Annotated in this window: 23 protein-coding genes; 2 read left to right on the forward strand and 21 right to left on the reverse strand. The window is 38.5% G+C overall.

Annotated elements, in window-relative coordinates:
- Positions 1-6 precede the first annotated feature (6 nt).
- The 20 genes from glyA to DFR57_RS01650 all read right to left on the reverse strand — a co-directional run bounded on the left by glyA (position 7) and on the right by DFR57_RS01650 (position 19831).
- Positions 7-1242, reverse strand: a complete 1236-nt coding sequence (glyA, locus tag DFR57_RS01555) for a serine hydroxymethyltransferase (protein ID WP_114351365.1) — start codon at positions 1240-1242, stop codon at positions 7-9.
- 176 nt (positions 1243-1418) lie between these two features.
- Positions 1419-1955 carry a TIGR01440 family protein gene (locus DFR57_RS01560; protein ID WP_114351366.1) on the reverse strand — a complete coding sequence of 179 codons (537 nt, stop codon included), beginning with the start codon at positions 1953-1955 and terminating at the stop codon, positions 1419-1421.
- Between the two features lie 22 nt (positions 1956-1977).
- Positions 1978-2418: a ribose 5-phosphate isomerase B gene (gene rpiB, locus DFR57_RS01565; RefSeq protein WP_114351367.1), complete on the reverse strand. Its 441-nt coding sequence runs from the start codon at positions 2416-2418 to the stop codon at positions 1978-1980.
- Between the two features lie 33 nt (positions 2419-2451).
- On the reverse strand, positions 2452-3747 hold the full coding sequence (locus DFR57_RS01570) for a methyl-accepting chemotaxis protein (protein ID WP_114351368.1): 1296 nt from the start codon (positions 3745-3747) through the stop codon (positions 2452-2454).
- 33 nt (positions 3748-3780) lie between these two features.
- Positions 3781-4368: a low molecular weight protein arginine phosphatase gene (locus DFR57_RS01575; protein WP_114351369.1), complete on the reverse strand. Its 588-nt coding sequence runs from the start codon at positions 4366-4368 to the stop codon at positions 3781-3783.
- Positions 4369-4611: 243 nt separating this feature from the next.
- Entirely contained in the window at positions 4612-5154 is a 543-nt protein-coding gene (locus tag DFR57_RS01580; RefSeq protein WP_114351370.1) for a manganese efflux pump MntP, read from the reverse strand.
- A gap of 71 nt (positions 5155-5225) precedes the next feature.
- Positions 5226-6269, reverse strand: coding sequence for an L-threonylcarbamoyladenylate synthase (locus DFR57_RS01585; RefSeq protein ID WP_114351373.1), 1044 nt, complete (start codon positions 6267-6269; stop codon positions 5226-5228).
- Positions 6270-6402: 133 nt separating this feature from the next.
- The gene (locus DFR57_RS01590) at positions 6403-6816 is read right to left on the reverse strand and encodes a GNAT family N-acetyltransferase (protein WP_114351374.1); all 414 of its coding nucleotides are present in this window, start codon (positions 6814-6816) and stop codon (positions 6403-6405) included.
- A 70-nt stretch (positions 6817-6886) separates the two neighbouring features.
- On the reverse strand, positions 6887-7555 hold the full coding sequence (spoIIR, locus tag DFR57_RS01595; RefSeq protein ID WP_114351376.1) for a stage II sporulation protein R: 669 nt from the start codon (positions 7553-7555) through the stop codon (positions 6887-6889).
- Between the two features lie 71 nt (positions 7556-7626).
- Positions 7627-8556, reverse strand: coding sequence for a peptide chain release factor N(5)-glutamine methyltransferase (gene prmC, locus DFR57_RS01600; RefSeq protein ID WP_114351377.1), 930 nt, complete (start codon positions 8554-8556; stop codon positions 7627-7629).
- Positions 8557-8559: 3 nt separating this feature from the next.
- The gene (prfA, locus tag DFR57_RS01605; protein ID WP_114351378.1) at positions 8560-9630 is read right to left on the reverse strand and encodes a peptide chain release factor 1; all 1071 of its coding nucleotides are present in this window, start codon (positions 9628-9630) and stop codon (positions 8560-8562) included.
- Between the two features lie 98 nt (positions 9631-9728).
- On the reverse strand, positions 9729-10346 hold the full coding sequence (locus tag DFR57_RS01610) for a thymidine kinase (RefSeq protein ID WP_114351380.1): 618 nt from the start codon (positions 10344-10346) through the stop codon (positions 9729-9731).
- A gap of 425 nt (positions 10347-10771) precedes the next feature.
- Complete coding sequence (locus tag DFR57_RS01615) at positions 10772-11017, reverse strand: type B 50S ribosomal protein L31 (RefSeq protein WP_114351381.1); 246 nt, start codon at positions 11015-11017, stop codon at positions 10772-10774.
- 184 nt (positions 11018-11201) lie between these two features.
- Positions 11202-12488 carry a transcription termination factor Rho gene (rho, locus tag DFR57_RS01620; RefSeq protein WP_114351382.1) on the reverse strand — a complete coding sequence of 429 codons (1287 nt, stop codon included), beginning with the start codon at positions 12486-12488 and terminating at the stop codon, positions 11202-11204.
- A 441-nt stretch (positions 12489-12929) separates the two neighbouring features.
- Positions 12930-14216 (reverse strand): UDP-N-acetylglucosamine 1-carboxyvinyltransferase, encoded by a 1287-nt coding sequence (locus tag DFR57_RS01625; RefSeq protein WP_114351383.1) that lies wholly within the window; start codon positions 14214-14216, stop codon positions 12930-12932.
- A 442-nt stretch (positions 14217-14658) separates the two neighbouring features.
- Entirely contained in the window at positions 14659-15519 is an 861-nt protein-coding gene (locus tag DFR57_RS01630; protein ID WP_114351385.1) for a class II fructose-bisphosphate aldolase, read from the reverse strand.
- Between the two features lie 206 nt (positions 15520-15725).
- Complete coding sequence (locus DFR57_RS01635) at positions 15726-16091, reverse strand: response regulator (RefSeq protein WP_114351386.1); 366 nt, start codon at positions 16089-16091, stop codon at positions 15726-15728.
- A 250-nt stretch (positions 16092-16341) separates the two neighbouring features.
- The gene (locus tag DFR57_RS01640; RefSeq protein WP_114351387.1) at positions 16342-17937 is read right to left on the reverse strand and encodes a CTP synthase; all 1596 of its coding nucleotides are present in this window, start codon (positions 17935-17937) and stop codon (positions 16342-16344) included.
- 269 nt (positions 17938-18206) lie between these two features.
- The gene (rpoE, locus tag DFR57_RS01645; protein ID WP_114351388.1) at positions 18207-18782 is read right to left on the reverse strand and encodes a DNA-directed RNA polymerase subunit delta; all 576 of its coding nucleotides are present in this window, start codon (positions 18780-18782) and stop codon (positions 18207-18209) included.
- A 461-nt stretch (positions 18783-19243) separates the two neighbouring features.
- On the reverse strand, positions 19244-19831 hold the full coding sequence (locus tag DFR57_RS01650; RefSeq protein ID WP_114351389.1) for a P-loop nucleotide/nucleoside kinase family protein: 588 nt from the start codon (positions 19829-19831) through the stop codon (positions 19244-19246).
- Between the two features lie 270 nt (positions 19832-20101).
- Between DFR57_RS01650 and DFR57_RS01655 the strand changes: the two genes are divergently transcribed.
- On the forward strand, positions 20102-20266 hold the full coding sequence (locus DFR57_RS01655) for a XapX domain-containing protein (RefSeq protein WP_114351390.1): 165 nt from the start codon (positions 20102-20104) through the stop codon (positions 20264-20266).
- 65 nt (positions 20267-20331) lie between these two features.
- Here the strand turns inward: DFR57_RS01655 and DFR57_RS01660 are convergent, their stop codons facing one another.
- On the reverse strand, positions 20332-21123 hold the full coding sequence (locus DFR57_RS01660; RefSeq protein ID WP_114351391.1) for a GNAT family N-acetyltransferase: 792 nt from the start codon (positions 21121-21123) through the stop codon (positions 20332-20334).
- 240 nt (positions 21124-21363) lie between these two features.
- Here DFR57_RS01660 and DFR57_RS01665 point away from each other — a divergent pair, with 240 nt between their 5' ends.
- A complete protein-coding gene (locus DFR57_RS01665; RefSeq protein WP_114351392.1) occupies positions 21364-21873 on the forward strand; it encodes a MepB family protein in 510 nt (169 codons plus the stop codon).
- Positions 21874-21955 lie beyond the last annotated feature (82 nt).

The following is a 21955-nucleotide window of genomic DNA, read 5'->3' on the forward strand; positions in this document are numbered from 1 at the left end:
TTCGTATTATTTATATAATGGGAATTTTGCAGTTAAAGCTGAAACGCGTTGTTTAGCTTCTTTTAGCTTATCTTGATCTTCATGATTCTTCAAAGTGAATGCGATGATTTTTGCGATTTCTTCCATTTCCGCTTCGCCAAATCCGCGTGTGGTTACAGCTGCTGTACCTACACGAACACCACTTGTAACAAATGGGCTTTCTGGATCGAATGGAATTGTATTTTTGTTTGTCGTAATTCCTACTTCGTCAAGTGCTGCTTCTGCAACTTTACCAGTAAGGTTAAGTCCGCGAACATCTAATAGAAGTAAGTGGTTGTCGGTTCCACCTGAAACAATGCGGATGCCTTCTTCTTGAAGCACTTCACCGAAACGTTTTGCATTTTTGATAATGTTTTCTCCGTATGTTTTAAATGATGGATCTAATGCTTCTTTAAACGCTAATGCTTTTGCTGCAATCACGTGCATTAATGGGCCACCTTGTATACCTGGGAAAACTGTTTTATCAATTTTCTTACCGAATTCTTCTTTACATAAAACCATACCACCACGTGGTCCACGAAGTGTTTTATGTGTGGTTGTTGTAACAAAGTGTGAATGTGGTACTGGATCTGGATGAAGCCCTGTTGCTACAAGACCTGCAATATGCGCCATATCCACCATTAAGTATGCGCCAACTGCGTCTGCAATCTCACGGAATTTCTTGAAATCGATTTTACGTGGGTATGCACTTGCACCCGCTACGATCAATTTCGGCTTTACTTCTTTTGCCTTTGCTAAAATAGCATCATAGTCTAATTTTTCGTCTTTTTCGTCTACGCCGTACTCGACGAAGTTATAAAGAAGTCCACTGAAGTTTACTGGACTACCATGTGTTAAGTGTCCACCATGGCTAAGGTTCATCCCTAATACTGTGTCACCTGGCTCAAGAATGGTGAAATATACAGCCATATTTGCTTGTGCGCCTGAGTGTGGTTGAACGTTAACATATTCTGCTCCGAATAATTCCTTCGCGCGATCTCGTGCAAGATCCTCAGCTACGTCGACATGCTCACAGCCACCGTAGTAACGTTTGCCTGGATACCCCTCTGCATATTTATTCGTTAGTACAGATCCTTGCGCTTGCATTACTGCTTCTGAGACAAAATTTTCTGATGCGATCAATTCAATCTTATCATTTTGACGATTTTTCTCGTCTTGGATGGCGTTGTATAGCTCGACATCTGCTTGTTTCACATGCTCCATAAATAAATCCCCCTATCAATGATTAAGGTACTGCTATTAAATATTCGGTATTTCATATATTCATTACTAAAATAACATCAAATGGAGAAAATTTCTAGCCTTTTTACGAATAAAAATATAAAAATATGCACCTTTATTCGTCATTTAAGAAAAAAGGTGCAATAAGCGTTCTATTTTTATAGGTATTTAGCCCGCATTCCACCAATTAATTTTGGTCTTGTGACAGCGGCATTCATTCGCGCATGCCCAACATAACGTTGTTTATGGCGAAGCGGTACTGCTACATGTTTTAATTGCATGCCAATTAAGGTTTCTCCAATATCGATCCCAGCGTCTGCTTTTATATGCTCGACTACCACTGGATCCTCCATATGGGAATAGGCGTATGTTGCCATCGATCCACCAGCAGACCGGTGTGGTACGACAGATACTTCATCTTGTCCGTTTTCTTTTGCGACTTTTCTTTCTAACACGATTGCACGGTTTAAGTGCTCACAGCACTGAAATGCTAGGTGCACTCCCTTCTCCTTTTTAAGCCTGTCAAAGGCCTTATAAAGGATAGCTGCAATATCTTCACTACCTTTTGTTCCGATATGCGCACCGGCAACTTCACTCGTAGAGCAGCCAATCACAAATAAATCTCCCTCTTTTAATAGGGAACCACTTACCCATTCATCGATTGTTTTTTCGATGTCTGTTTCAATTTGCTTCATGACATCGCCTCACTTTCACGTGTTATTTTCCTTCGTATTCTGTTAGCTTTCCAACACGATTCGCATGTCTGCCACCTTCAAATTCTGTTTCAAGCCAAGCTTTTGCAATTTCACGTGCAAGCCCTGGTCCTACGACACGCTCACCCATTGTAAGCATATTGGAATCATTGTGCGCCCTTGTTGCTTTTGCACTAAAGACATCATGCACAAGTGCTGCACGTATTCCTTTTACTTTATTCGCTGCGATTGACATTCCTATGCCCGTCCCGCAAATTAAAATTCCACGATCAAACTCTCCACTTGCTACGCGCTCTGCTGCAGGAATACCATAATCCGGATAATCTACGGAATCTGCACATTTACAGCCGGTATCCTCATACTCAATACCCATTTCCTCCATTAGACTTGCTATTTCCTTTGATAAATGAATGCCACCATGATCCGATGCTAAAATTACTTTCATCTTCTATCGCTCCTTTTTTTAATTTACTATCATTTAGCTTAGCTTAAATTGACGCATTTGTCTTTTCAAGTTTTGTGCCTCTTCTCCGAGAGAAAATGCTAATGCTTCTAAAGATTCAGCCAATTTGGCCTGACCTTCCATAGAAGCTGTTATTTCCTCTGCACCGGCTGAGGTTTCCTCTGCAATTGCTGAAACCTGTTCTGAGTTTGAGCGTGTTGTTTCAATTTCATGTAATTGTTCTTCCACTAATTTAGATATTTCTTTAATACCGTTTGCCACGTTGAGGACAGAGGTTGACATTAACTGGATCGTTGATTTAACTTCTTTTCCTTTTTCTGATTCTTCTCGCGTTTCATTTGCCCTTGTCTTTATACTGGCTACGACTACTTCGACGTCTTGTTGCATAGCTTGAATCAATTCACTAATGCTTTTAACCGCATTGGAGCTTTGATCAGCTAATTTTCTAACTTCTTCTGCGACTACTGCAAACCCACGACCTTCTTCGCCTGCTCGTGATGCTTCAATCGAAGCGTTTAAGGCTAGTAAATTTGTCTGCTCACTAATGTCGCCGACTAAACCTATTACCTGTTCTACCTCTTTTGCTTTATCTGACAGCTGGGTTACATTTATGAGTGATTGATCTTGATTTTCTGCTAAGCTGCCAATACCTTTTAAGAGGTCCTCTATTTGTTCGTTTGTCGCTTTTAACTCGCTCACCATAACTGCTGCTTTTTCTTCTGAGAGATTAGCTTTTTCGTCTACTTTCTTTGCAATAGTTGTTGCGTGTTCAATTGCTTCAACTGTGCCTTGTATGGCATTGGATGATTCCTCTGCACCTTTTGATATTTGTTCAATCGTTTCTTCTAGCTCTCTTGTTTGTGCTTTTGAGTTCGATGCAGCTTCCTTCATTTTTTCCACAGAGCTCGTCGTGTGGGTAGCATGGTTATCAATGTCCGTTAAAATTCCTTTTAAATTTGTCACCATCTGATTAAAGGACATGCTGAGTGCGCCTATTTCATCCTTAGATTTCTCCACGGCTAACTCATGATTTAAATCACCATTTGCCACATGATTTGCTGCTTTTTCTAAGCGTATTAGTGGTTTCGTAATGAAGCCTGCTGCAAAAAATGCTAAAATACCTGACCAAATAATTCCTAGCAGAAAGGTAATTAATACAAAGTATACCTCTGGAATGTCGATCCATGTGCGTACCTTATCCTGCACGTAATAAATAAATACTGCACTTGTTGAATACGTAATTAACGCTAAAAGTGTGATGAATACGACTAATTTCAAGCGCAAATTGAAATCTTTTTTTACCCCCGTCATCTGGTCTCCTCCTGTACTCTTGGTGCTTTTTACTTATCTATTGTCTATTTTTTTCGCTAGTAGGTCAAGATACTTATTTAGTTCATCAAATGTTTTTTTGTACGTATCATAGCTTCCACCAAACGGATCGGAGATATCTTGATTACTTAATATTAATTCCTGCTTCTCAATTTCCCGCAGTTTTTCTTTAAAGGCTGCACCTAATTCCGGATCTCCATGAGCGTTTTCCTGCTTCATTGCAAGCTTGATAGCTTCTAACTCGCTATAATCTTTTTTTAGCTTTTCCCAAGCTTCTTCCTTATCTGCTTGTACATATTCACCAAGCGTTGCCGATTTTTCCGAGTAGTGCGGAAATTGCATGTCAAGCGCTCTTTTATGCTCCTTCGTCATGGTCAAAATGAGATCGGCCCATTCTAGTAAGTCATCTGTGACTGGCTGTGATTCATGCTTTAATTCAATGCCGTCTTCGCGTAAAACGTTTAGGCTCATATCTGAAGCAGGCTGACCAAATCCTGCATACACTCCAGCTGACTGTACCTCGTGATCTGTTTTATTTTTAAATATCGCTTTTGCCATTGGACTACGACATGTATTTCCTGTGCACACAAATAAAATCCTCATCTGTCTTCTCCCTTTTGCTTATCCTGTTTAACCAAATTTTATCATATCTCACAGGATGCAACAAAGAAAGATTGGGACCGGGAAGCTATTTGCCATGAAGAGGGTGCTGTCCTTATGGTGGACACGTATGAATATGGTGCGACCATATTACTGTTTATCCGCCGGGGTAGGGGCTTACGAAATCATCTTGTTATGTAGCTTAAATGCGTGATGACGGGGGGAAAGAGGAAGGAGGCATTACCTTTAACCAAAAAGAAGATGCAATCCTGCTGCAAAAAGGATGGAGCCTCCTAGTAATTCACTGTTGTTACCAAGATAATGGTGGGTTTTTTTGCTGATAATGAGTCCGCACCAGGTGAAAAGGGTGGCGGTGATGCCGAACATAAGAATAGCGATGAGTGTTTTGGTGCCGGACAGGCCTAGGCTGATGCCTACGGAGAAGCTGTCGAGACTGACGCTAAGGGCAAATAAGAGGAGTGCTGTTCCGACTGGGGCTGGGATAATTTTATGCTCGGAAAAGAAGCGATGGAGAATCATTTGTACGCCAATCGCACAAAGGATTAAGCCGGCGCCTAAAAGGGCAATGCTTTCGAGTTTGCTGGAGATCAAGGTACCTAGAATTAAGCCGAGAAGTGGCATGATAATATGAAAGACCCCGATAATGAGGCCGATCATGAAGATTCGTTTTAGCCTTATTGGTTGTAAGCCGATTCCGAGACTGGCGGAGAAGGCATCCATGGCTAAGGCGATTGAGATTCCGATCATTTCTAGTGCGATTTGATTCATCGTCGTTCGCTCCCTTTTGGACATGCTAGTTGAGTCTATGTCCGGGAGCTGTTAAATATGTTTGATTTTTACTACTGTTTAATTTCCTTTGTTGCGGCTTTTTGTAGTCTGTTCATGATTGCTTGGCCGACGCCTTGATCTGTAAAGGTTTCGCATAGAATGATGTCAATTTCTTTTTCATTAAAGAAGCGGAGTGCGTCGTATAAATGCTTGGCAATCGTTTTTAAATCAGAACGCGTGCCAATTTGTTTAATGTGACTTGCTTGTAATTCGTTTGCAAGTTCTTCGCTAGCGATCACACCGACTTTCTTCGATTCGCTTATGAGCTGGTCGATTTGCGCTTGGAAAAATGCCGTGTCGCCTTGAATAAGATGAAGCGGTGCATCCGGTTCGTAATGATTATATTTCATACCTGGTGCTTTCGGTTGTTCGGTCGATTGTTTTAATGCTTGATCGACTAACACCTCACCGACGACTGCTTCCATTTCCTCTTTTGTCACGCCACCTGGGCGCAGAATAAGCGGAAGCTCACCTGTACAATCAACAACTGTTGACTCGACACCCACGCCTGCCTCTCCTCCATCAACGATTCCAGCGATCTTTTGATTGAGGTCCTGGAATACATGGATGGCTTGAGTCGGACTCGGCTTTCCTGAGGTGTTAGCGCTCGGTGCTGCTAAAGGTCTGCCTGACGCTTCGATTAAGGCACGTGCGACGGTGTGATCTGGAATTCTGATCGCAATGGTATCAAGGCCAGCAGTAACTATACTAGCGATTTTTTGATTACTTTTTAAAATCACAGTTAACGGGCCTGGCATAAAAGCATCAATTAATTTTTCAGCTATTTGCGGGATTTCTGTTACATATGTTTTAATTTGCGCTTTTTCTGCCACATGAACGATCAGCGGGTTATCCGCAGGACGACCTTTCGCCTGGAAAATTTTCGCGACTGCATCAGAATTGGTGGCATCTGCTCCGAGTCCATAAACGGTTTCGGTTGGAAATGCCACCACTTCTCCAGCTTGAAGCAGGGTTGCCGCTTCTGCTATTTTTTTATTTTCTTGTTGGATATTATTTGGATCTATTGTCCAATAATGTGTCTCTTTTTCTATCATGGTTATTCCCTCTCTAGCGATTTACGTTTAATTGTGGATAAGTGCTGTTTTGTTCCACATTTTATCCACAGTCGCTGGTGCGGATTAGCTTTATTTATTATGGTTATCCACATTATCCACAGGTCGTGGTCAATTATAAACTTTTTTGAAACCAGTCCTGCATCTTTTCCTTTTCAGTTAGTGTATCGATTGCAGGAGTTGAGTCTGCTCGCTTATACTCTAACCAAAGTACGAGCTGTTTGACTGCTTCTTTATCCACTTTTATCCACAGCATCTCTTTTTTTTGTTGTTTTGCTATTTGTTCTGCTGCCTCAAACAAAAGAAGCGGCATTTCCACTCGACTTTTTGGTTGGACAAATAGAGAACGTAGCCAAACTGCTTGTTCGTCTATAGTCGTTAAGGAGAAAAAGCCTAGTAATTCCTCATTCTCTGTTAAAAAGTAACCGGATTGATTTTCGCTGACATGCTCTTTGATCGATTGATCAGCTTGACTGAAAAATGCTTCGACCTTTTCTACGGCAACGTCTTGGGTTTCTAAAATATCCATTCACTCATCTCCTATTCTATCGTTCTTCTCTCTATTAATCTATGAATAGAATGGACATGTATGCTAGATTTTAATTAAACCACGTCATAAAGAAAAATTGGAACTTGATTTCTTCGTCATCTTCCTGTTTTTCTTCGCTTTCTTTATTTGAATTGCTGGATTCCTTATCAGTAACTTGTTGGTCTTTTTGGGCTTCTTTATCTTCTGCTTCTTTTTCTTGTTCGTGGTCCTCTACTGTAGTTCCGAAAGAGAAATCTAAAAAGCATAGCGGCGGGAAGACAACGCACCACCAGTTCGCACCTTTTCCCTCACCTAAGGTGATAAGAATAGCTTCATATTTACCTGCTGGGTAAAGATAGTCACCGTATAGTTTTGTAGGAAACTCGACACTATCATCATAATCAACCGTGTGGGAAATCTCTAAATCTAGTTTTTGCAATTCATTTTTGACGATTTCATCGATTTCAGGAAGTCGCGATTCGATTAAATTACGCGCCTTTTCGATATCCGCCATCTCTTCTACCCACTTGGTCACTTCTTCATTAACCGCATCACGGATTTGTCTTTTTACTTGTTGATCTTTTTCATCATCACTATTAGCTAAAATGCGAAGTCGGATCGCATCGTCTGGTATAACGGTAACGTCAAGCTTTTCTTCTTTTTGATCCCCTGAAAACGTCGGTACTGGAAAGAAGCTAATAACTAAAGCTACTACGAGCAACATGATTAATTTTTTCATTTTTATTCCCCTCGAAAATCTGACTTTTTATTTAGCCATCAGTATCGCCGAGAGGAATATTTTTAAACAAATTATTCTTTTATTTTTGCCGACACGATTCGATCTTTTCCACTGATGTCTTGGATAACTTCTGCTTCTGCATGTGGAAATACCTCTTTAATTATGCTCTTAACAGCTTCGCCTTGAGTCATTCCAATTTCAAAGAAAAGCATGCCGTTTGGAGTTAATACGTGTTTTGCTTGTTGGATAATTGCTTGATAAGCGGCTAAACCATTTTCTTCAGCGAATAAAGCAAGTGCTGGATCAAAATTTTTCACCGTGTCAGATAAGGTTTTCTTTTCTTCATACGCGATATAGGGAGGGTTCGAGACAATAATCTCCGCTTTAATCTTTCGTTCGATTAACGGCTCCAAATAGCTTCCCTGAAAAAATGTAATAGTAGCATCATGCTTTGATGCATTTTTTTTAGCAACCTCTAGCGCATCCTCAGAAATATCCGTAGCAATGAGACGTGCACCAACCATCTCATGAAACAACGATATCGCAATCACACCACTGCCCGTCCCAACATCCACAATCGTCGGAGCGGGACTATTTTCGTTCGTGGTGACAGGCACCACCTGACGATTAGCACTCTCAAACTCGTGACTTAGGGGCAAAATGTTCGCGGTGCCAGGCACCACCTTTACGAGCTCTTCTGTCTCGGGTCTTGGTATGAGTACGTGTTTATTTACGTGATAGGTGCGGTCTAGGAATGTTTCTTGTCCGGTTAGGTGTTGGACGGGTATGCCGGACTTTACATGTTGGGTGATTTTTTCTTTGTATGTTACTGCTATGTCTTTGGGCACTGGCTCGCGCAAGCTACTGATTAGTTGTACCTTATTTATGCCTAGCTCATGCATTAAAAGAATCTCTCCAACACGGGGCTCGCGGTTACCTTTTTCTAAAAAAAGAGAAGCCCAGCGTAGGGCTTCTTGTATGGTCATTTCTGTGTTTTCCATGGGTTATTCCCCAATCTGTTCCATTTTTTTAGCTTGCTCTTCCATGACAAGGGCATCGATCACTTCGGAAAGCTTTCCTTCTAGAATCTGATCAAGCTTTTGAATCGTTAGACCAATACGGTGGTCCGTAACACGGTTTTGTGGGAAGTTATAGGTACGAATACGTTCAGAACGATCTCCAGAACCAACTGCAGATTTTCTTGTTTGATCGTATTCTGCCTGTGCTTCACGTTGAAATTTATCATATATACGTGCACGTAATACCTTCATTGCTTTTTCTTTGTTTTTAATTTGTGATTTTTCATCCTGACACGAAACCACAATACCGGTTGGCTCGTGTGTTAAACGAACTGCTGACATAGTAGTGTTAACACTTTGTCCGCCAGGTCCACTTGACGTAAACGTATCTACACGAATATCATTTTCATGGACATCGACTTCCACTTCTTCTGCTTCTGGTAAAACTACAACCGTAGCAGTGGAGGTATGAATACGTCCGCCAGATTCTGTTTCTGGTACACGTTGCACGCGGTGTGCACCGTTTTCATATTTTAATTTAGAGTAGGCACCATTTCCAGAGATCATAAAAATAATCTCCTTATATCCACCAACCCCAGTTGAGTTTGAATCCATTATTTCAATTTTCCAGCGCTGTGCTTCTGAGTAGCGAGAATACATGCGGAAAAGGTCTCCTGCAAATAATGCTGCTTCATCTCCACCCGCAGCTCCGCGAATTTCCATGATTACGTTTTTGTCATCATTCGGATCTTTCGGAAGCAATAATACTTTTAGACGTTCTTCTAATTCTTTCTTGCTGTCTGCTAATTCATCAATTTCCATTTTGGTCATCTCACGCATGTCAGCATCGAGATCCTCGTTAAGCATTTCTTTTGCGTCTTTTAATTCTTCGTTCACCTGACGATATTCACGATAAGCGGCAACAATATCCGCTAAATCAGATTGCTCTTTTGAATATTCTCGTAGTTTTTTATTATCGTTGATAACATCTGGATCACTGAGAAGCTCATTTAATTTATCATATCGCATTTCTAGCGACTCTAATCTATCTAACACGTGTTCCACCTCTTTTTATCGTTCACATCCGATTATTTTAGTCAATAGCTCTATTATAGTATATGCGCTAGCTTAACGTCAAAATCACGTTTGTTTTATCAGCTTTTTTGTGTGGTGATTTGCTTTTCTTTTTTATGTGGATGGTTGACTATTTCATGATGATGACGACATCTAGGTTCATAAGCTTCACTAGCACCAACTAAAATAACAGGATCATCATATGCTGCAGGTTGTCCATCAATTAGGCGCTGGGTTCTGCTTGCTGGTGAGCCACATACCGGACAAATCGCATTTAATTTTGTAACAAATTCACTTGCAGCAAGTAATGCAGGCATCGCACCAAACGGTTCGCCGCGAAAGTCTGTATCAAGTCCGGCTAAAATGACGCGATGGCCTTTATTTGCTAATTGATCTACGACTTCCACAATTGCCGGGTCAAAAAATTGTACTTCGTCAATTCCGACTACATCGACATTTTCTGTGACATCTTCTAGTATTTCTCTCGGATCAGAAATTGGTCTTGCGATAAATTCATTCCCATTATGGGAAACGACTGATTCTTCTGCATAGCGATTATCTAATTGTGGTTTATATACGCGAACGGTAAGGTTTCCATATGTGGCACGTCTCACTCGACGTATAAGCTCTTCTGATTTTCCGGAAAACATACTTCCACATATTAATTCTATCCAACCATTATAATGAATGACATGCACGCTAAAGTTGCCCCTTTCCTATTCTTCTCTCAATTCTTTTCTTCTATTATGACGAAAAATGACCTAATTCGCCATGGTATAATCGAACGAACTTCTTTTTTTTAAGTGCTAAAAGTTGGCCGAACACCTATTGATAAAGGTCTCACCTTTTTCTATGTATAATTCTATTCAAATCTATTTTTTATTTAATATTATTCATCCACTCATTGTTTGGAATTTGTGTCACCGACCACTGAGAGGAAAGTTTTCATTAGTAGTCTATATTATTTACTAGTTTGTTTTTGTTATCCTGGACGTACAAGGCTAAAAAGGGTGATTTCAAGCAAAATAAAAACAGGCAAACGAATTCGACAATTTGCCTGTTTCAATAGGATCCTCTTGATCCCTGGATATAAACTAATTCGAGATAAGAAAAAATCCTTTGATTAGTTAAGGTTATATTTTTTCTTAAAGCGGTCTACACGGCCACCGACTTTATCAGCTTTTTGCTTCCCAGTATAAAATGGGTGTGAAGCTGAACTAACTTCTACACGGATTAATGGGTATGTGTTACCATCTTCCCACTCAATTGTCTCTTCTGGAGATTGAGTTGATCCGCCTAAAAATTTGTAGTCAGAGCTTGTATCAAGAAATACAACTTTTTTGTATTCTGGATGAAGTCCTTTTTTCATATCATTCCACTCCTTTTGCCCTGAATCCTTAAGAAACAGAGTTAGATTCGTACTTTAATCAACGTTAAAGCAACTTTTTAGTTATAAATGTCACACAGAAGAATTATAACAGTGTCATTTATTGATTGCAAGCACTATTCTATCGATTTTTAAGAAAAATAAACTTTGTAAGATCGAAGGAAAATTATGCTTTTTTCGCTGTGCCTTTACGCTTCATTTCTTCTTCTAGCACGCTAATAAATTCCTCATTACTCTTCGTTCCTCTTAGCTTACGTAAGAATCTCTCTAAGAAATCTGGAGAGTCTTGCATCGATTTTCTAATCGCCCACATTTTATCCAAGTGAGGCTTCGATAATAGCAATTCTTCTTTTCGTGTACTCGAACGTAAAATGTCAATCGCAGGGAAAATTCTACGCTGGGCAAGGTTACGATCAAGATGCAGTTCCATGTTACCGGTTCCTTTAAATTCCTCATAAATTACGTCATCCATACGAGAGCCAGTTTCAACTAAAGCAGTTGCTAGGATCGTGAAGCTTCCACCTTCTTCAATATTACGCGCTGCACCAAAGAATCGTTTTGGTCTGTGGAAGGCAGCTGGGTCAATCCCCCCTGAAAGTGTTCTACCACTTGGTGGGATAACGAGGTTATAGGCACGTGCTAGACGAGTAATACTATCCATTAAAACAATAACGTCACGTTTGTGCTCTACTAACCGCATTGCACGTTCTAAAACAAGCTCAGTCACTTTAATATGATTTTCTGGTACTTCATCAAAGGTAGAACTAACAACATCTACGTCAGGATTCACCGAGCGTTCTATGTCGGTCACTTCCTCTGGACGTTCATCTACAAGCAAAATAATAAGCTTGGAATTTGGATGATTTTCAGAGATACTATTAGCGATTTGCTTTAAAAGAACTGTTTTACCTGCTTTTGGTGGAGCAACAATTAACCCACGTTGTCCAAAACCAACCGGTGTTAACAGGTCCATGATTCTGGTTGATATGGCTTTTGTGGTCGTTTCTAAACGCATATGGCGGTCTGGATATAACGCTGTCAACCCTGGAAAGTGCACGCGTTCTTTTGCAATTTCAGGATCTTCTCCATTTACCATATCTACGTGCAATAACCCGTAATAGCGCTCATTTTCTTTTGGCGGGCGTACTTTACCCGATACTTTGTCCCCGTTTCTTAAATCGAAGCGACGAATCTGGGAGGCTGATATGTAGATATCCTCTGCACTCGGGGAGTAATTGATTGGACGCAAAAAGCCAAAACCTTCTGAAGGAATAATTTCTAAAATACCGTCCATGAATAAATAACCACTTTTTTCAGCTTGTGCTTTCAAAATGGCAAAAATTAATTCTTTTTTTGTTAATTTTGCATAATAAGACACTTTGAACTCTCTAGCTTTTGCATAGAGGTCTTTTAGTGTCATGGATTCTAATTTTGTGATTGTTACTTCACTCAAAGATATCACCACACCTATTCTATTCTGTATTATAGTATTCGTTAGATTTTTGGATTTTCGTACCATATTCAAGAGATTTAACGGTTGGAATGTTACGCAGATCGTTGAGAGTATCACTGGTAGATTTGAAACTCGCTATTGCTTTTTACAATTAAGGATGAATGTCATCGAAGCATTTTTGAAGTAGCGAGATTAATCTCGATCAATCCCAAGAAGAATATGAAATAGAAGCTATTAAGAATGAGCCCGTCATTCTTGGAGATCCAATACAAATCTTGCATATGACCCTATAGTACCCTTTTTCCCTTAAATATTCAAGGTTTTTCTCAAGTTACGGATGAAGAGAGGGGTGCCTGTCACCCGTCGTCTTATGTTATTACTTGTCGAATTGAGGAATAAAAAAAGAAATTGAAAAAAGCCTGCGGCTGGGCAGGCTTTTAGTTAGGAGTTCTGGAATTGTTCGATTTCTTCTGGTGTCATTTCTTCGCGCCAGACTTTGGCGCCTAGTTCAGCTAATTTTTGAGTAATATTTTCGTAACCGCGATCGATATGTTCGAGTCCAGTTATTTCAGTAATGCCTTCTGCCATTAACGCAGCAACAATTAAGGAAGCCCCTGCTCGTAAATCTGTGGCTTTTACTTTTGCCCCTTCTAATTTAACTGGTCCGGAAACGATTGCTGAGCTACCTTCAACCTTTATTTGAGCATTCATTCTTCTAAGTTCATCTATATGCTTGAATCGTGCTTGATAAATGGTATCTGTCACAACACCCGTACCATTCGCCCTTGTAAGAAGTGAGGTAAAAGGTTGCTGGAGATCCGTTGGAAAGCCTGGATGAACCAGTGTTTTTATATCCACACTTTTAAGATCTTCACGACGATGAACAAGTAATTGTTCTTCCCCTTCTTCAATCTCAATTCCCATTTCACGAAGCTTTGCAAGTAATGGCTCCAAGTGCTGAGGGATAACGTTATCGATTAACATTTTCTCTCCTTGTGCTGCTGCTAAGATCGTGTACGTACCCGCCTCAATACGGTCAGGAATAATGGTATGCATACATCCGGATAGCTGATCCACACCTTCAATACGAATCACATCCGTACCAGCACCTTTGATTTTAGCACCCATACTAGTTAGTAACGTAGCTACATCAATAATCTCTGGCTCACGAGCCGCGTTTTCTATAATAGTTTTCCCTTTTGCTTTTACTGCTGCGAGCATTATATTAATAGTCGCACCAACACTAACAACGTCCAAATAAATTCGTGCACCGCGAAGCTCATCTGCACGTAAATAAATGGCACCCTGTTCATTGGTCACTTCTGCCCCAAGTGCTTCAAAGCCCTTAATATGCTGATCGATTGGTCTTGGACCTAAATAGCACCCGCCAGGTAAGCCGATTACAGCTTTTTTAAAACGACCAAGCATCGCTCCCATAAAATAATAGGAAGCGCGTAATTTTTTCACACGACCATTTGGTAATGGCATGGATGTCATTCCACTTGGATCAATATGTAGGGTTTTTCCGCGTTGTTCTACTTTTCCACCAATTTCTTCTAACAACCCACTTAATGTATCTACGTCTGAAATATTCGGTAAACCTTCAATTATCACTTTAGAATCAGCTAAAATTGCTGCTGGCAGTAGTGCAACTGCACTGTTTTTCGCTCCGCTAATACGAACCTTTCCGTTTAGCAAATGCCCACCTTCGATTAGTAATTTCTGCATCTAGTGTTCCCTCTCTTCCGAAACGAACTTTTATCCATAAATTGTCTTGATTTTTTTGCTTAGAACGTCTATACCGATTAAATAGTTAAGATTAGTTTGTACAATTATTGTGTATTCATGCCCTTTTAGTTCATGTTTCAAAATAAAAATTATTATTCCATGTATATTAACAAATTGTCATATAAAACCAAACACATATGGACTATTATAGCTTATCTATCCTTATTTTGAAACCGTATAAATCGATTCAATTTCATCATCGTATCAAATTCGCCTTAAAATAACCCTTTTCAGGTTCAGAAAATATTAAAAATGAGATAAAAGTAATGGAGTATGAGGGTAAAGATTATTCGACAGGTGACAGGCACCGAAAACCACAGGTGACAGGCACCACAAAAACCAAAAAAAAGACTGCCATATTCGCGGCAGCCTTTTTGGATAATTATTTTGCTTGGTTTGAGGATCCGAATTCGCGCATTTTGCCGATTACTGTTTCTTTAATCGCGTCGCGAGATGGTCCTAAGTATTTACGTGGGTCAATCATATCAGGGTTTGCAGCTAATACTTCACGTACTACTTTTGCTTGTTGAATTTGGTTCTCTGTGTTTACGTTGATTTTAGAAGTTCCGTAAGAAATCGCACGTTTAATATCTTTTGTAGGAATTCCAGTACCACCGTGTAATACTAATGGAACACTAGCAGCAGAACCGATTTCTTCCATTTCTTTAAATCCTAGGTTAGGTTCACCTTTGTATGGTCCATGAACAGAACCAAGTGCTGGAGCTAAACAATCAATTCCAGTACGTTCTACTAATTCTTGACACTCTTTAGGGTCAGCATAGATAACGCCATCAGCGATTACGTCATCTTCTTGTCCGCCAACAACACCTAATTCAGCTTCAACAGATACACCATGGAAGTGTGCTAATTCAACAACTTTAGATGATACCGCAACGTTTTCTTCAAATTCTCCGTGAGAAGCATCAATCATTACAGAAGTAAATCCAGCATGAATAGCTTTTGCACAAGCTTCAAAGCTTGAACCGTGGTCTAAATGAATTGCAACTGGTACAGTAGTACCTTGTGCTTTCATTGTTGCTTCAACCATTGCTACTACAACGCCGAAACCTCCCATATATTTACCTGCACCTTCAGAAACCCCTAAAATTACTGGAGATTTTTCATCTTCTGCAGCTTGTAGGATTGCTTGTACATATTCAAGATTATTAAGATTGAATTGTCCAACTGCATAACGATTTTTTTTTGCTTCTTCCAACATTTCTTTCATTGAAACTAATGGCATAAATGATCCTCCTTAAGAAAATATGTAAACTTTTTTAATTACACTGGCAATTTACTCTATAACGCTCTTGAGAAATTGCACCCATTAATAGAATACCAATACCAAGAAGAATGTGCAACAAAACCTTTTCAGGTAAGCGTTTTCTTGTGTTCGCTATTTCTCAACTGTCCTTTTTCCGTCATAATTTAAATGCTATCACACAAAAATTATTTATTTTGAAGGAAAAATGCTTTAATTGTGCTTCTAGCATCGTTGATATTAAATGGTTTGGAAAAAATAGTCTGTACTGACTTAAGTGTCTTAACTTCATCACTGATTTTCTCAGGCATACCTGTCATGATTATAGTAGGAATCACAGTCCCTTCTGACTCTAACTGCTTCACTAAAGTAAGCCCGTCAATCACAGGCAATTTGTAGTCAACTAACATAAGGTCCGGGGCTCGCGCTTCTATTTTCTCTAAAGCGTCCTTTCCATTAATAGCAGTAGTGACTTGAAATCCTTCTATTTTCATTATCTCCTCTAGTAATAGTCTAATGCCAGGTTGATCATCCACAATTAAAACGTGATGCATTTAATCCTCCCCTTTCTATCTCGAAACCCTTTATGGTATAAACATTCGTTATAAAGTTTGTTTTTCCTGCTATAATAACTCTTTTTTTCCAGTATGAACCATAAAAAAATGATTTTTAAGCAAATTTGTGTCATTCTTTTAACATTTCTCTCTCAAAGAATTCATTTCATCCCACAAAAAATCGTATTTCAAGCTTTTTTATCAAAAAACGAGTAACACAGCACACAGCTACGTTACTCGTTGATTTTTATTATTTAACAGAAGCTCCAATAAATCCATCAAACAAGCGTTGTGGTCTTGTCGGACGTGATTTGAATTCAGGATGGAATTGGGAGGCAATAAACCATGGGTGATCTTCTAGTTCAATTGTTTCGATCAATTTTCCATCAGGGCTTGTACCAGAAAAGATAAAGCCATGCTCTTCCATTTGCTCACGATACTCGTTATTAAATTCAAAACGATGACGATGACGTTCATAAATAACGTCTTCATTTTCATAACATGCTTTTGTTTTCGTGCCATCTTTTAAACGACAAGGATAAATACCTAAGCGAAGCGTCCCGCCTAAATCAGAAATATCCTTTTGTTCTGGTAATAAATCAATAATTGGATAAGGTGTATTCGGATCAATTTCTGCTGAGTGAGCGTTCGCTAACCCTACCACATTACGCGCAAATTCTACTGTTGCTAACTGCATGCCTAGGCAGATTCCTAGGAAAGGCACTTTGTTTTCTCTTGCATATCGAATCGCTTCTATTTTTCCTTCAATACCACGATCTCCAAATCCACCTGGCACCAGTATGCCATCTGCATCTTTTAACAGCTCGGCTGAATTAGCCTGTGTCATGCCTTCAGCATTAATCCACTTAACCGTAACGTCTGTATCGTAGTAATAACCAGCATGCTTCAACGCTTCTACTACAGAGATATATGCATCTGGTAATTCTACGTATTTACCAACAAGCGCAATTGTTGTTGTCTTAGTTAAATTTAATACACGATCAACTAGCTCATTCCACTCGGTCATGTCTGCAGGAGCACAGTCCAATCCAAAATGATCACATGTTAGCTGATCTAACTTTTGTTCCTGCATTGCTAGTGGAACGTGGTATAACGTATCTGCGTCACCAGATTCAATAACAGCTTTTTCATTAATATCACAGAACAACGCAATTTTTTCTTTCATTTCTTGGCTAATGGACATTTCCGTACGTAAAACAATCACATCAGGTTGAATACCTAAGGAGCGTAATTCTTTTACACTGTGCTGTGTTGGTTTTGTTTTCATTTCACCTGCTGCTTTAATATATGGAACCAATGTACAGTGGATGTACATCACGTTTTCACGGCCAATATCGCTTTTAATTTGGCGAATTGCTTCAATAAATGGAAGAGACTCAATGTCCCCAACCGTTCCGCCAATTTCTGTTATTACGACATCTGCATTCGTTTGTTTTCCTGCTTGGAATACCTTGTCCTTTATTTCGTTAGTAATATGTGGAATTACTTGAACCGTTCCACCTAAATAGTCACCACGGCGTTCTTTTTTAATAACAGTTGAGTATATTTTCCCAGTTGTTACATTACTATATTTATTTAAGTTGATATCGATAAAGCGTTCATAGTGACCTAAGTCTAAATCTGTTTCTGCCCCATCTTCGGTAACAAAAACTTCCCCATGCTGGTACGGACTCATTGTACCTGGATCCACGTTAATGTATGGATCGAATTTTTGAATGGTTACTTTTAAGCCACGATTTTTCAATAAACGTCCTAGTGATGCAGCTGTAATACCCTTCCCTATCGAAGAAACTACCCCACCTGTTACAAAGATATAATTTGTCACGCTTTATCCCTCTTTCTCACTTTTTTATTTTTTAAGCCCTTGATTACTTTTTTTTTAATAAACATGATTATTGCTTCATATTTGAGTGCCCTTTAAAATATAAAAAGCGCTCCCCACTCAGGGGGAACGCTGTGCATTGTAATCTAAAATATGGAGCCCAAGTAAAATTGTACTCAGTTAGTTTTAGAAAGTCAAGCACGATTTGTTACCACTTTTGATAAGAAATCTTTATTATATATAGCTCTTAATTCATTTTTTAACGACAAAAATTATTTTTTCTTTTCCTCTTCTTCATCATCATCTTCGTCATCATCATAATCATCGTCGTCTTCCTCTTCGTCCTCATCTTCATCTAACAAATCATTTTCAAAGTCTTCATCGAAGTCGAAATCATCTGTATCATCTTCTGCGTCGTCATCAATAGTTAAACCTACTGGATCAGCATCATAGTCTGAAACATCATCAAAGTCTACATCATCTTCTGTTAAATCATCGGTCTCATCGATAGGTTTTTTCTTCGCTTTTTTCTTAGTAGCTGCTTTTTTCTTTTTCTTCTTTTTAGGAACCTGTGTAATTTCTTCTTCAAACTCTTCAACAGGATACCAGCGCTTTAATCCCCATAAATTAGAACCCTTCGTTAAAAAACGACCATCAATATTTAAGTCCGTATAAAACTGGGAGATCATTTCATCCTTTTGAGATTGTTTCATTCCTTTTAAATCAGCAAGACGATCAAAAATTTCACGAAAGTCCATTGCTTTTTTCTCATCTAATAACATAATATTAGCTAGATCAATCATTGCAAATTCATCTATTTGTTTTGCAGTTAAGTCCTTTAAACTCATGGCTACCGCACTCCTTTATTATCATAATTAATACATTCTGTTTATCTTTTTTAAATTATTTCAGCTGTTAAATTTCTGCTAATAATTAGCACGGTTCTAAGTATACCATCATATTATATGTTTTTACATTCTGAAATGCAACCTGTCGTATATTTCTGTAAAAAGGAACTTATAAATTTGCGAGGAATCAATTCTTTTTCACTTGTGTTTTATACTTGTTTGGATGTCGGCAGTCAGTTTCACGAACACTTTTCTGATTCTCACGCACACTTATACCTCACTCACACACAGTTTTCTGATTCTCTCGCACAGTTTTACCTCGCTTACGCACACTTTTTATTATCTCCTCTAAAAAAGCATATTAAAAAAGAGGAATAAAAGACGTTCAGATTATGTATAAACCTGAACGCCCTTTTATTATGTTCTATGTCTAATTGCTAAAAAGTGATCTATTATATCATTTATGCATTAATAAACGATACTAGACCTTCCACTTTTTCATCTGATAAGTCACCTGAGTTATCATAAATATGAATATTGTCTTGTGGAATATCCCAATTAATTGTTGGCACAAAATCTACGCGCGTTTCATAAGAATCCCAGTTTTCTAATTTCCATGTATCGCGTTCTGTACCGCGATCTTCAATGCGCTCACGCTGGGTATCAATATCTTGTAGCGTCACGACTACTACTTTCACATCCACTTCAGCCATCGATTTACCACTTGCTTCTATTACTCCTTGAATCCAATCACGATTTTTCAGCTCCGCAGTAAAAGGAGAGATCATGAATACATTTTGTCCTACTCGAATATTTTCAATGCAAATATCCTTGGTTGTATCGTATTCTAGGTCACGAAGATTTTCTTTATAAAAGGCGGAGTCACGATCATTCGGATCGAGTCCTTTCATTTCTAGAAATCTTTCAACAAACCTTCCCCCTACTGTATCTCGGTCTAGAAAAGCACAAGGAATTTGTTCCGAAATTTTCTCAGCTACCGTTGTCTTACCTGTCCCTGCTACGCCTACAAAAAACACTAATTTTTGCAAAAAACTCACCTCGTTTAAATATATGTATATCTTTTTCTATGTTAACGCATTCTATCTTAAAACGCACCTATTATACGCTTCATCAGATAAATTCTATGTTTCTAAATTTAGAGTTCCGGGAAACTTAGTTCTAAAATATGTCTTATTTAATTATGATATTTTTTCTTGTACGAGCTCTTCTTTTCATGATAAAGTATGTTAGTTCACTTTTTAAAAAAATTTAAATATTACCGTATTTCGGTTTAAATAGAAGTATAAGGAGGTTATTTTTTGAGAGAAATTATTTTAGCACTAATTGCTGGCTTAATTGTTGGATTTTTATTTGCGTGGATCAAGCTTCCGATACCGGCACCACCTGCACTTGCTGGTGTCATGGGGATTGTAGGAGTATATCTTGGGTTTAAAGCTTTTGAGTGGATTCAACAAATGCTTTAATTTTAAAAAAGGGGAGCGGAACGTAAAGGTTCTGCTCCCCTTTTGATAATTTGTTAGAAAAACAATTATTCATAATGGTACATCATCCAAAAACCAATATCCCTGAAGCCAATTCGTTTATATATGCTTCCCGCTTCTGGATTTTCATAAAATAAGCAAAGCTCTTTACCTTCTTCCAATAAATCAAAACAAAGCTTACTCATGCATCTTGTTGCATAGCCTTTTCTCTTGGCACGTTTATTCGTTCCTACTGCTACAATCATGGCAGAAGCCTTATTTTCTGCACTAGTAGAAGCAGTTGAGACCATTTCACCATCTTCTTCGATATAATAACAACGCGCTACCCCTTGTTCCATATTCCGCTTCTTTATTTCTAAATTGAATGGTTTATCATGAAATTCCGGAATTGTTTCAAGTAATTCCTTTAATCTGGATATTTCATCCGGTTTTAACGTTTTTACGTTTTTCATCTTTTCAAAGTTTAAATGCTCACGCGATGTAAGCTTTGCGTAATATAGCTTTCGTTTTACAATTCTTGCTCTTGTTATAAAGGGTTCCACTGCACCAGTTAAATGTTCCAAACCAGAGAGCATCGAAAATTCAGGGTCAGCACTCATTATCTCTGCAAACCCTTTTGCATCAAAATCTCCTAATGCAAATGGAAGATAATTTTTTTCATATTTTAATAGAACAGCGCGTAAGTTACCAAGCTCATCGAAATCTCCCCATAGCTTTTGAAAGGGTTGGTCATATCCATACGCTTCTATATCGCCAATAATAAACAAATTCTCAGCAGGACGCGTTTGAATCAGTGCTTGGCATGCTTCATTATCTTGTTCTGTTAGCTGTCGAATCATTGCTATTCCCTCTTCGCTCGGTTTTATAAATGCTATCTTACCAAGTGAGGGATTCGTTTGTAAAGTAATTTTCAGAATTATTTGTTAATCGAAGGACTAAATGCTAGTCTCATATTAATATTAAATTTATTTTTTAATATAAATTACTGTGATCATTCTGATATCTTCTGTGTCATTCATTTTCCCATCAAGATTAAAGTATCGTGTATTATTTAAAATATAAAAATAAGGAGTCCACCTATGCACAACTTTTCCAATACATTAGCTTATGTAAATGAAATTTTTTATAAACCTAATCATTTAAATCTGAATGAAATTCGAGAAGAACCACAAAATTCAGCTTATGGGGCTGGGATTTTTCAGTTAGGTTCTAAATCTGTTAGGTTTAGAGTCGCCAAAATAACACCCAACAAGATAGGTCAGTTTGTTGCCTTCTGGGAAAAGGATGAAAATAATAAAAATCAAGCTTTTTCATATAAAGATGCTCCTGATTTATTGGTTATAAATACTTTTACAGATAATGAAGATTTTGGCCAATTTATTTTCCCAAAGGAAATACTGCGTAAGCAAAACATACTTAAAACAGAAACTTCAAAAGGAAAAATGGCAATAAGAGTATATCCTGACTGGGAAACTCCCACGAGTAAGCAGGCTATCGCAACTCAAACGTGGCAATTACCTTATTTTGTGAATATGAACAATATAAATCATTTAACCACTCAAAAACTATTAAACCTATACTTAAACTAGAATTTTTGCGGCATTCTCAAATGTGTCCAGAACTTTGACTTGAATTTTACCCCACACCAAAAAGAGCATTAAATTGCTTTTG

Origin of the sequence: Saliterribacillus persicus, assembly GCF_003337485.1 — a bacterium.
In the GTDB taxonomy this organism is placed as follows: Bacteria; Bacillota; Bacilli; order Bacillales; family Amphibacillaceae; genus Saliterribacillus; species Saliterribacillus persicus.

What these genes read in the sequence shown, in the direction of transcription:
- DFR57_RS01615 (WP_114351381.1), bottom strand. Translation starts at nt 11,017, where the DNA reads ATGAAAAAAGGACTTCATCCAGAATACAAAAAAGTTGTATTTCTTGAT.
- DFR57_RS01585 (WP_114351373.1), bottom strand. Translation starts at nt 6,269, where the DNA reads ATGATAGAAAAAGAGACACATTATTGGACAATAGATCCAAATAATATC.
- DFR57_RS01580 (WP_114351370.1), bottom strand. Translation starts at nt 5,154, where the DNA reads ATGAATCAAATCGCACTAGAAATGATCGGAATCTCAATCGCCTTAGCC.
- DFR57_RS01560 (WP_114351366.1), bottom strand. Translation starts at nt 1,955, where the DNA reads ATGAAGCAAATTGAAACAGACATCGAAAAAACAATCGATGAATGGGTA.
- prmC (WP_114351377.1), bottom strand. Translation starts at nt 8,556, where the DNA reads ATGGAAAACACAGAAATGACCATACAAGAAGCCCTACGCTGGGCTTCT.
- DFR57_RS01570 (WP_114351368.1), bottom strand. Translation starts at nt 3,747, where the DNA reads ATGACGGGGGTAAAAAAAGATTTCAATTTGCGCTTGAAATTAGTCGTA.
- rpoE (WP_114351388.1), bottom strand. Translation starts at nt 18,782, where the DNA reads ATGAGTTTAAAGGACTTAACTGCAAAACAAATAGATGAATTTGCAATG.
- DFR57_RS01590 (WP_114351374.1), bottom strand. Translation starts at nt 6,816, where the DNA reads ATGGATATTTTAGAAACCCAAGACGTTGCCGTAGAAAAGGTCGAAGCA.
- DFR57_RS01665 (WP_114351392.1), top strand. Translation starts at nt 21,364, where the DNA reads ATGCACAACTTTTCCAATACATTAGCTTATGTAAATGAAATTTTTTAT.
- glyA (WP_114351365.1), bottom strand. Translation starts at nt 1,242, where the DNA reads ATGGAGCATGTGAAACAAGCAGATGTCGAGCTATACAACGCCATCCAA.
- DFR57_RS01635 (WP_114351386.1), bottom strand. Translation starts at nt 16,091, where the DNA reads ATGCATCACGTTTTAATTGTGGATGATCAACCTGGCATTAGACTATTA.
- spoIIR (WP_114351376.1), bottom strand. Translation starts at nt 7,555, where the DNA reads ATGAAAAAATTAATCATGTTGCTCGTAGTAGCTTTAGTTATTAGCTTC.
- DFR57_RS01625 (WP_114351383.1), bottom strand. Translation starts at nt 14,216, where the DNA reads ATGCAGAAATTACTAATCGAAGGTGGGCATTTGCTAAACGGAAAGGTT.
- rpiB (WP_114351367.1), bottom strand. Translation starts at nt 2,418, where the DNA reads ATGAAAGTAATTTTAGCATCGGATCATGGTGGCATTCATTTATCAAAG.
- DFR57_RS01660 (WP_114351391.1), bottom strand. Translation starts at nt 21,123, where the DNA reads ATGATTCGACAGCTAACAGAACAAGATAATGAAGCATGCCAAGCACTG.
- DFR57_RS01630 (WP_114351385.1), bottom strand. Translation starts at nt 15,519, where the DNA reads ATGCCATTAGTTTCAATGAAAGAAATGTTGGAAGAAGCAAAAAAAAAT.
- DFR57_RS01575 (WP_114351369.1), bottom strand. Translation starts at nt 4,368, where the DNA reads ATGAGGATTTTATTTGTGTGCACAGGAAATACATGTCGTAGTCCAATG.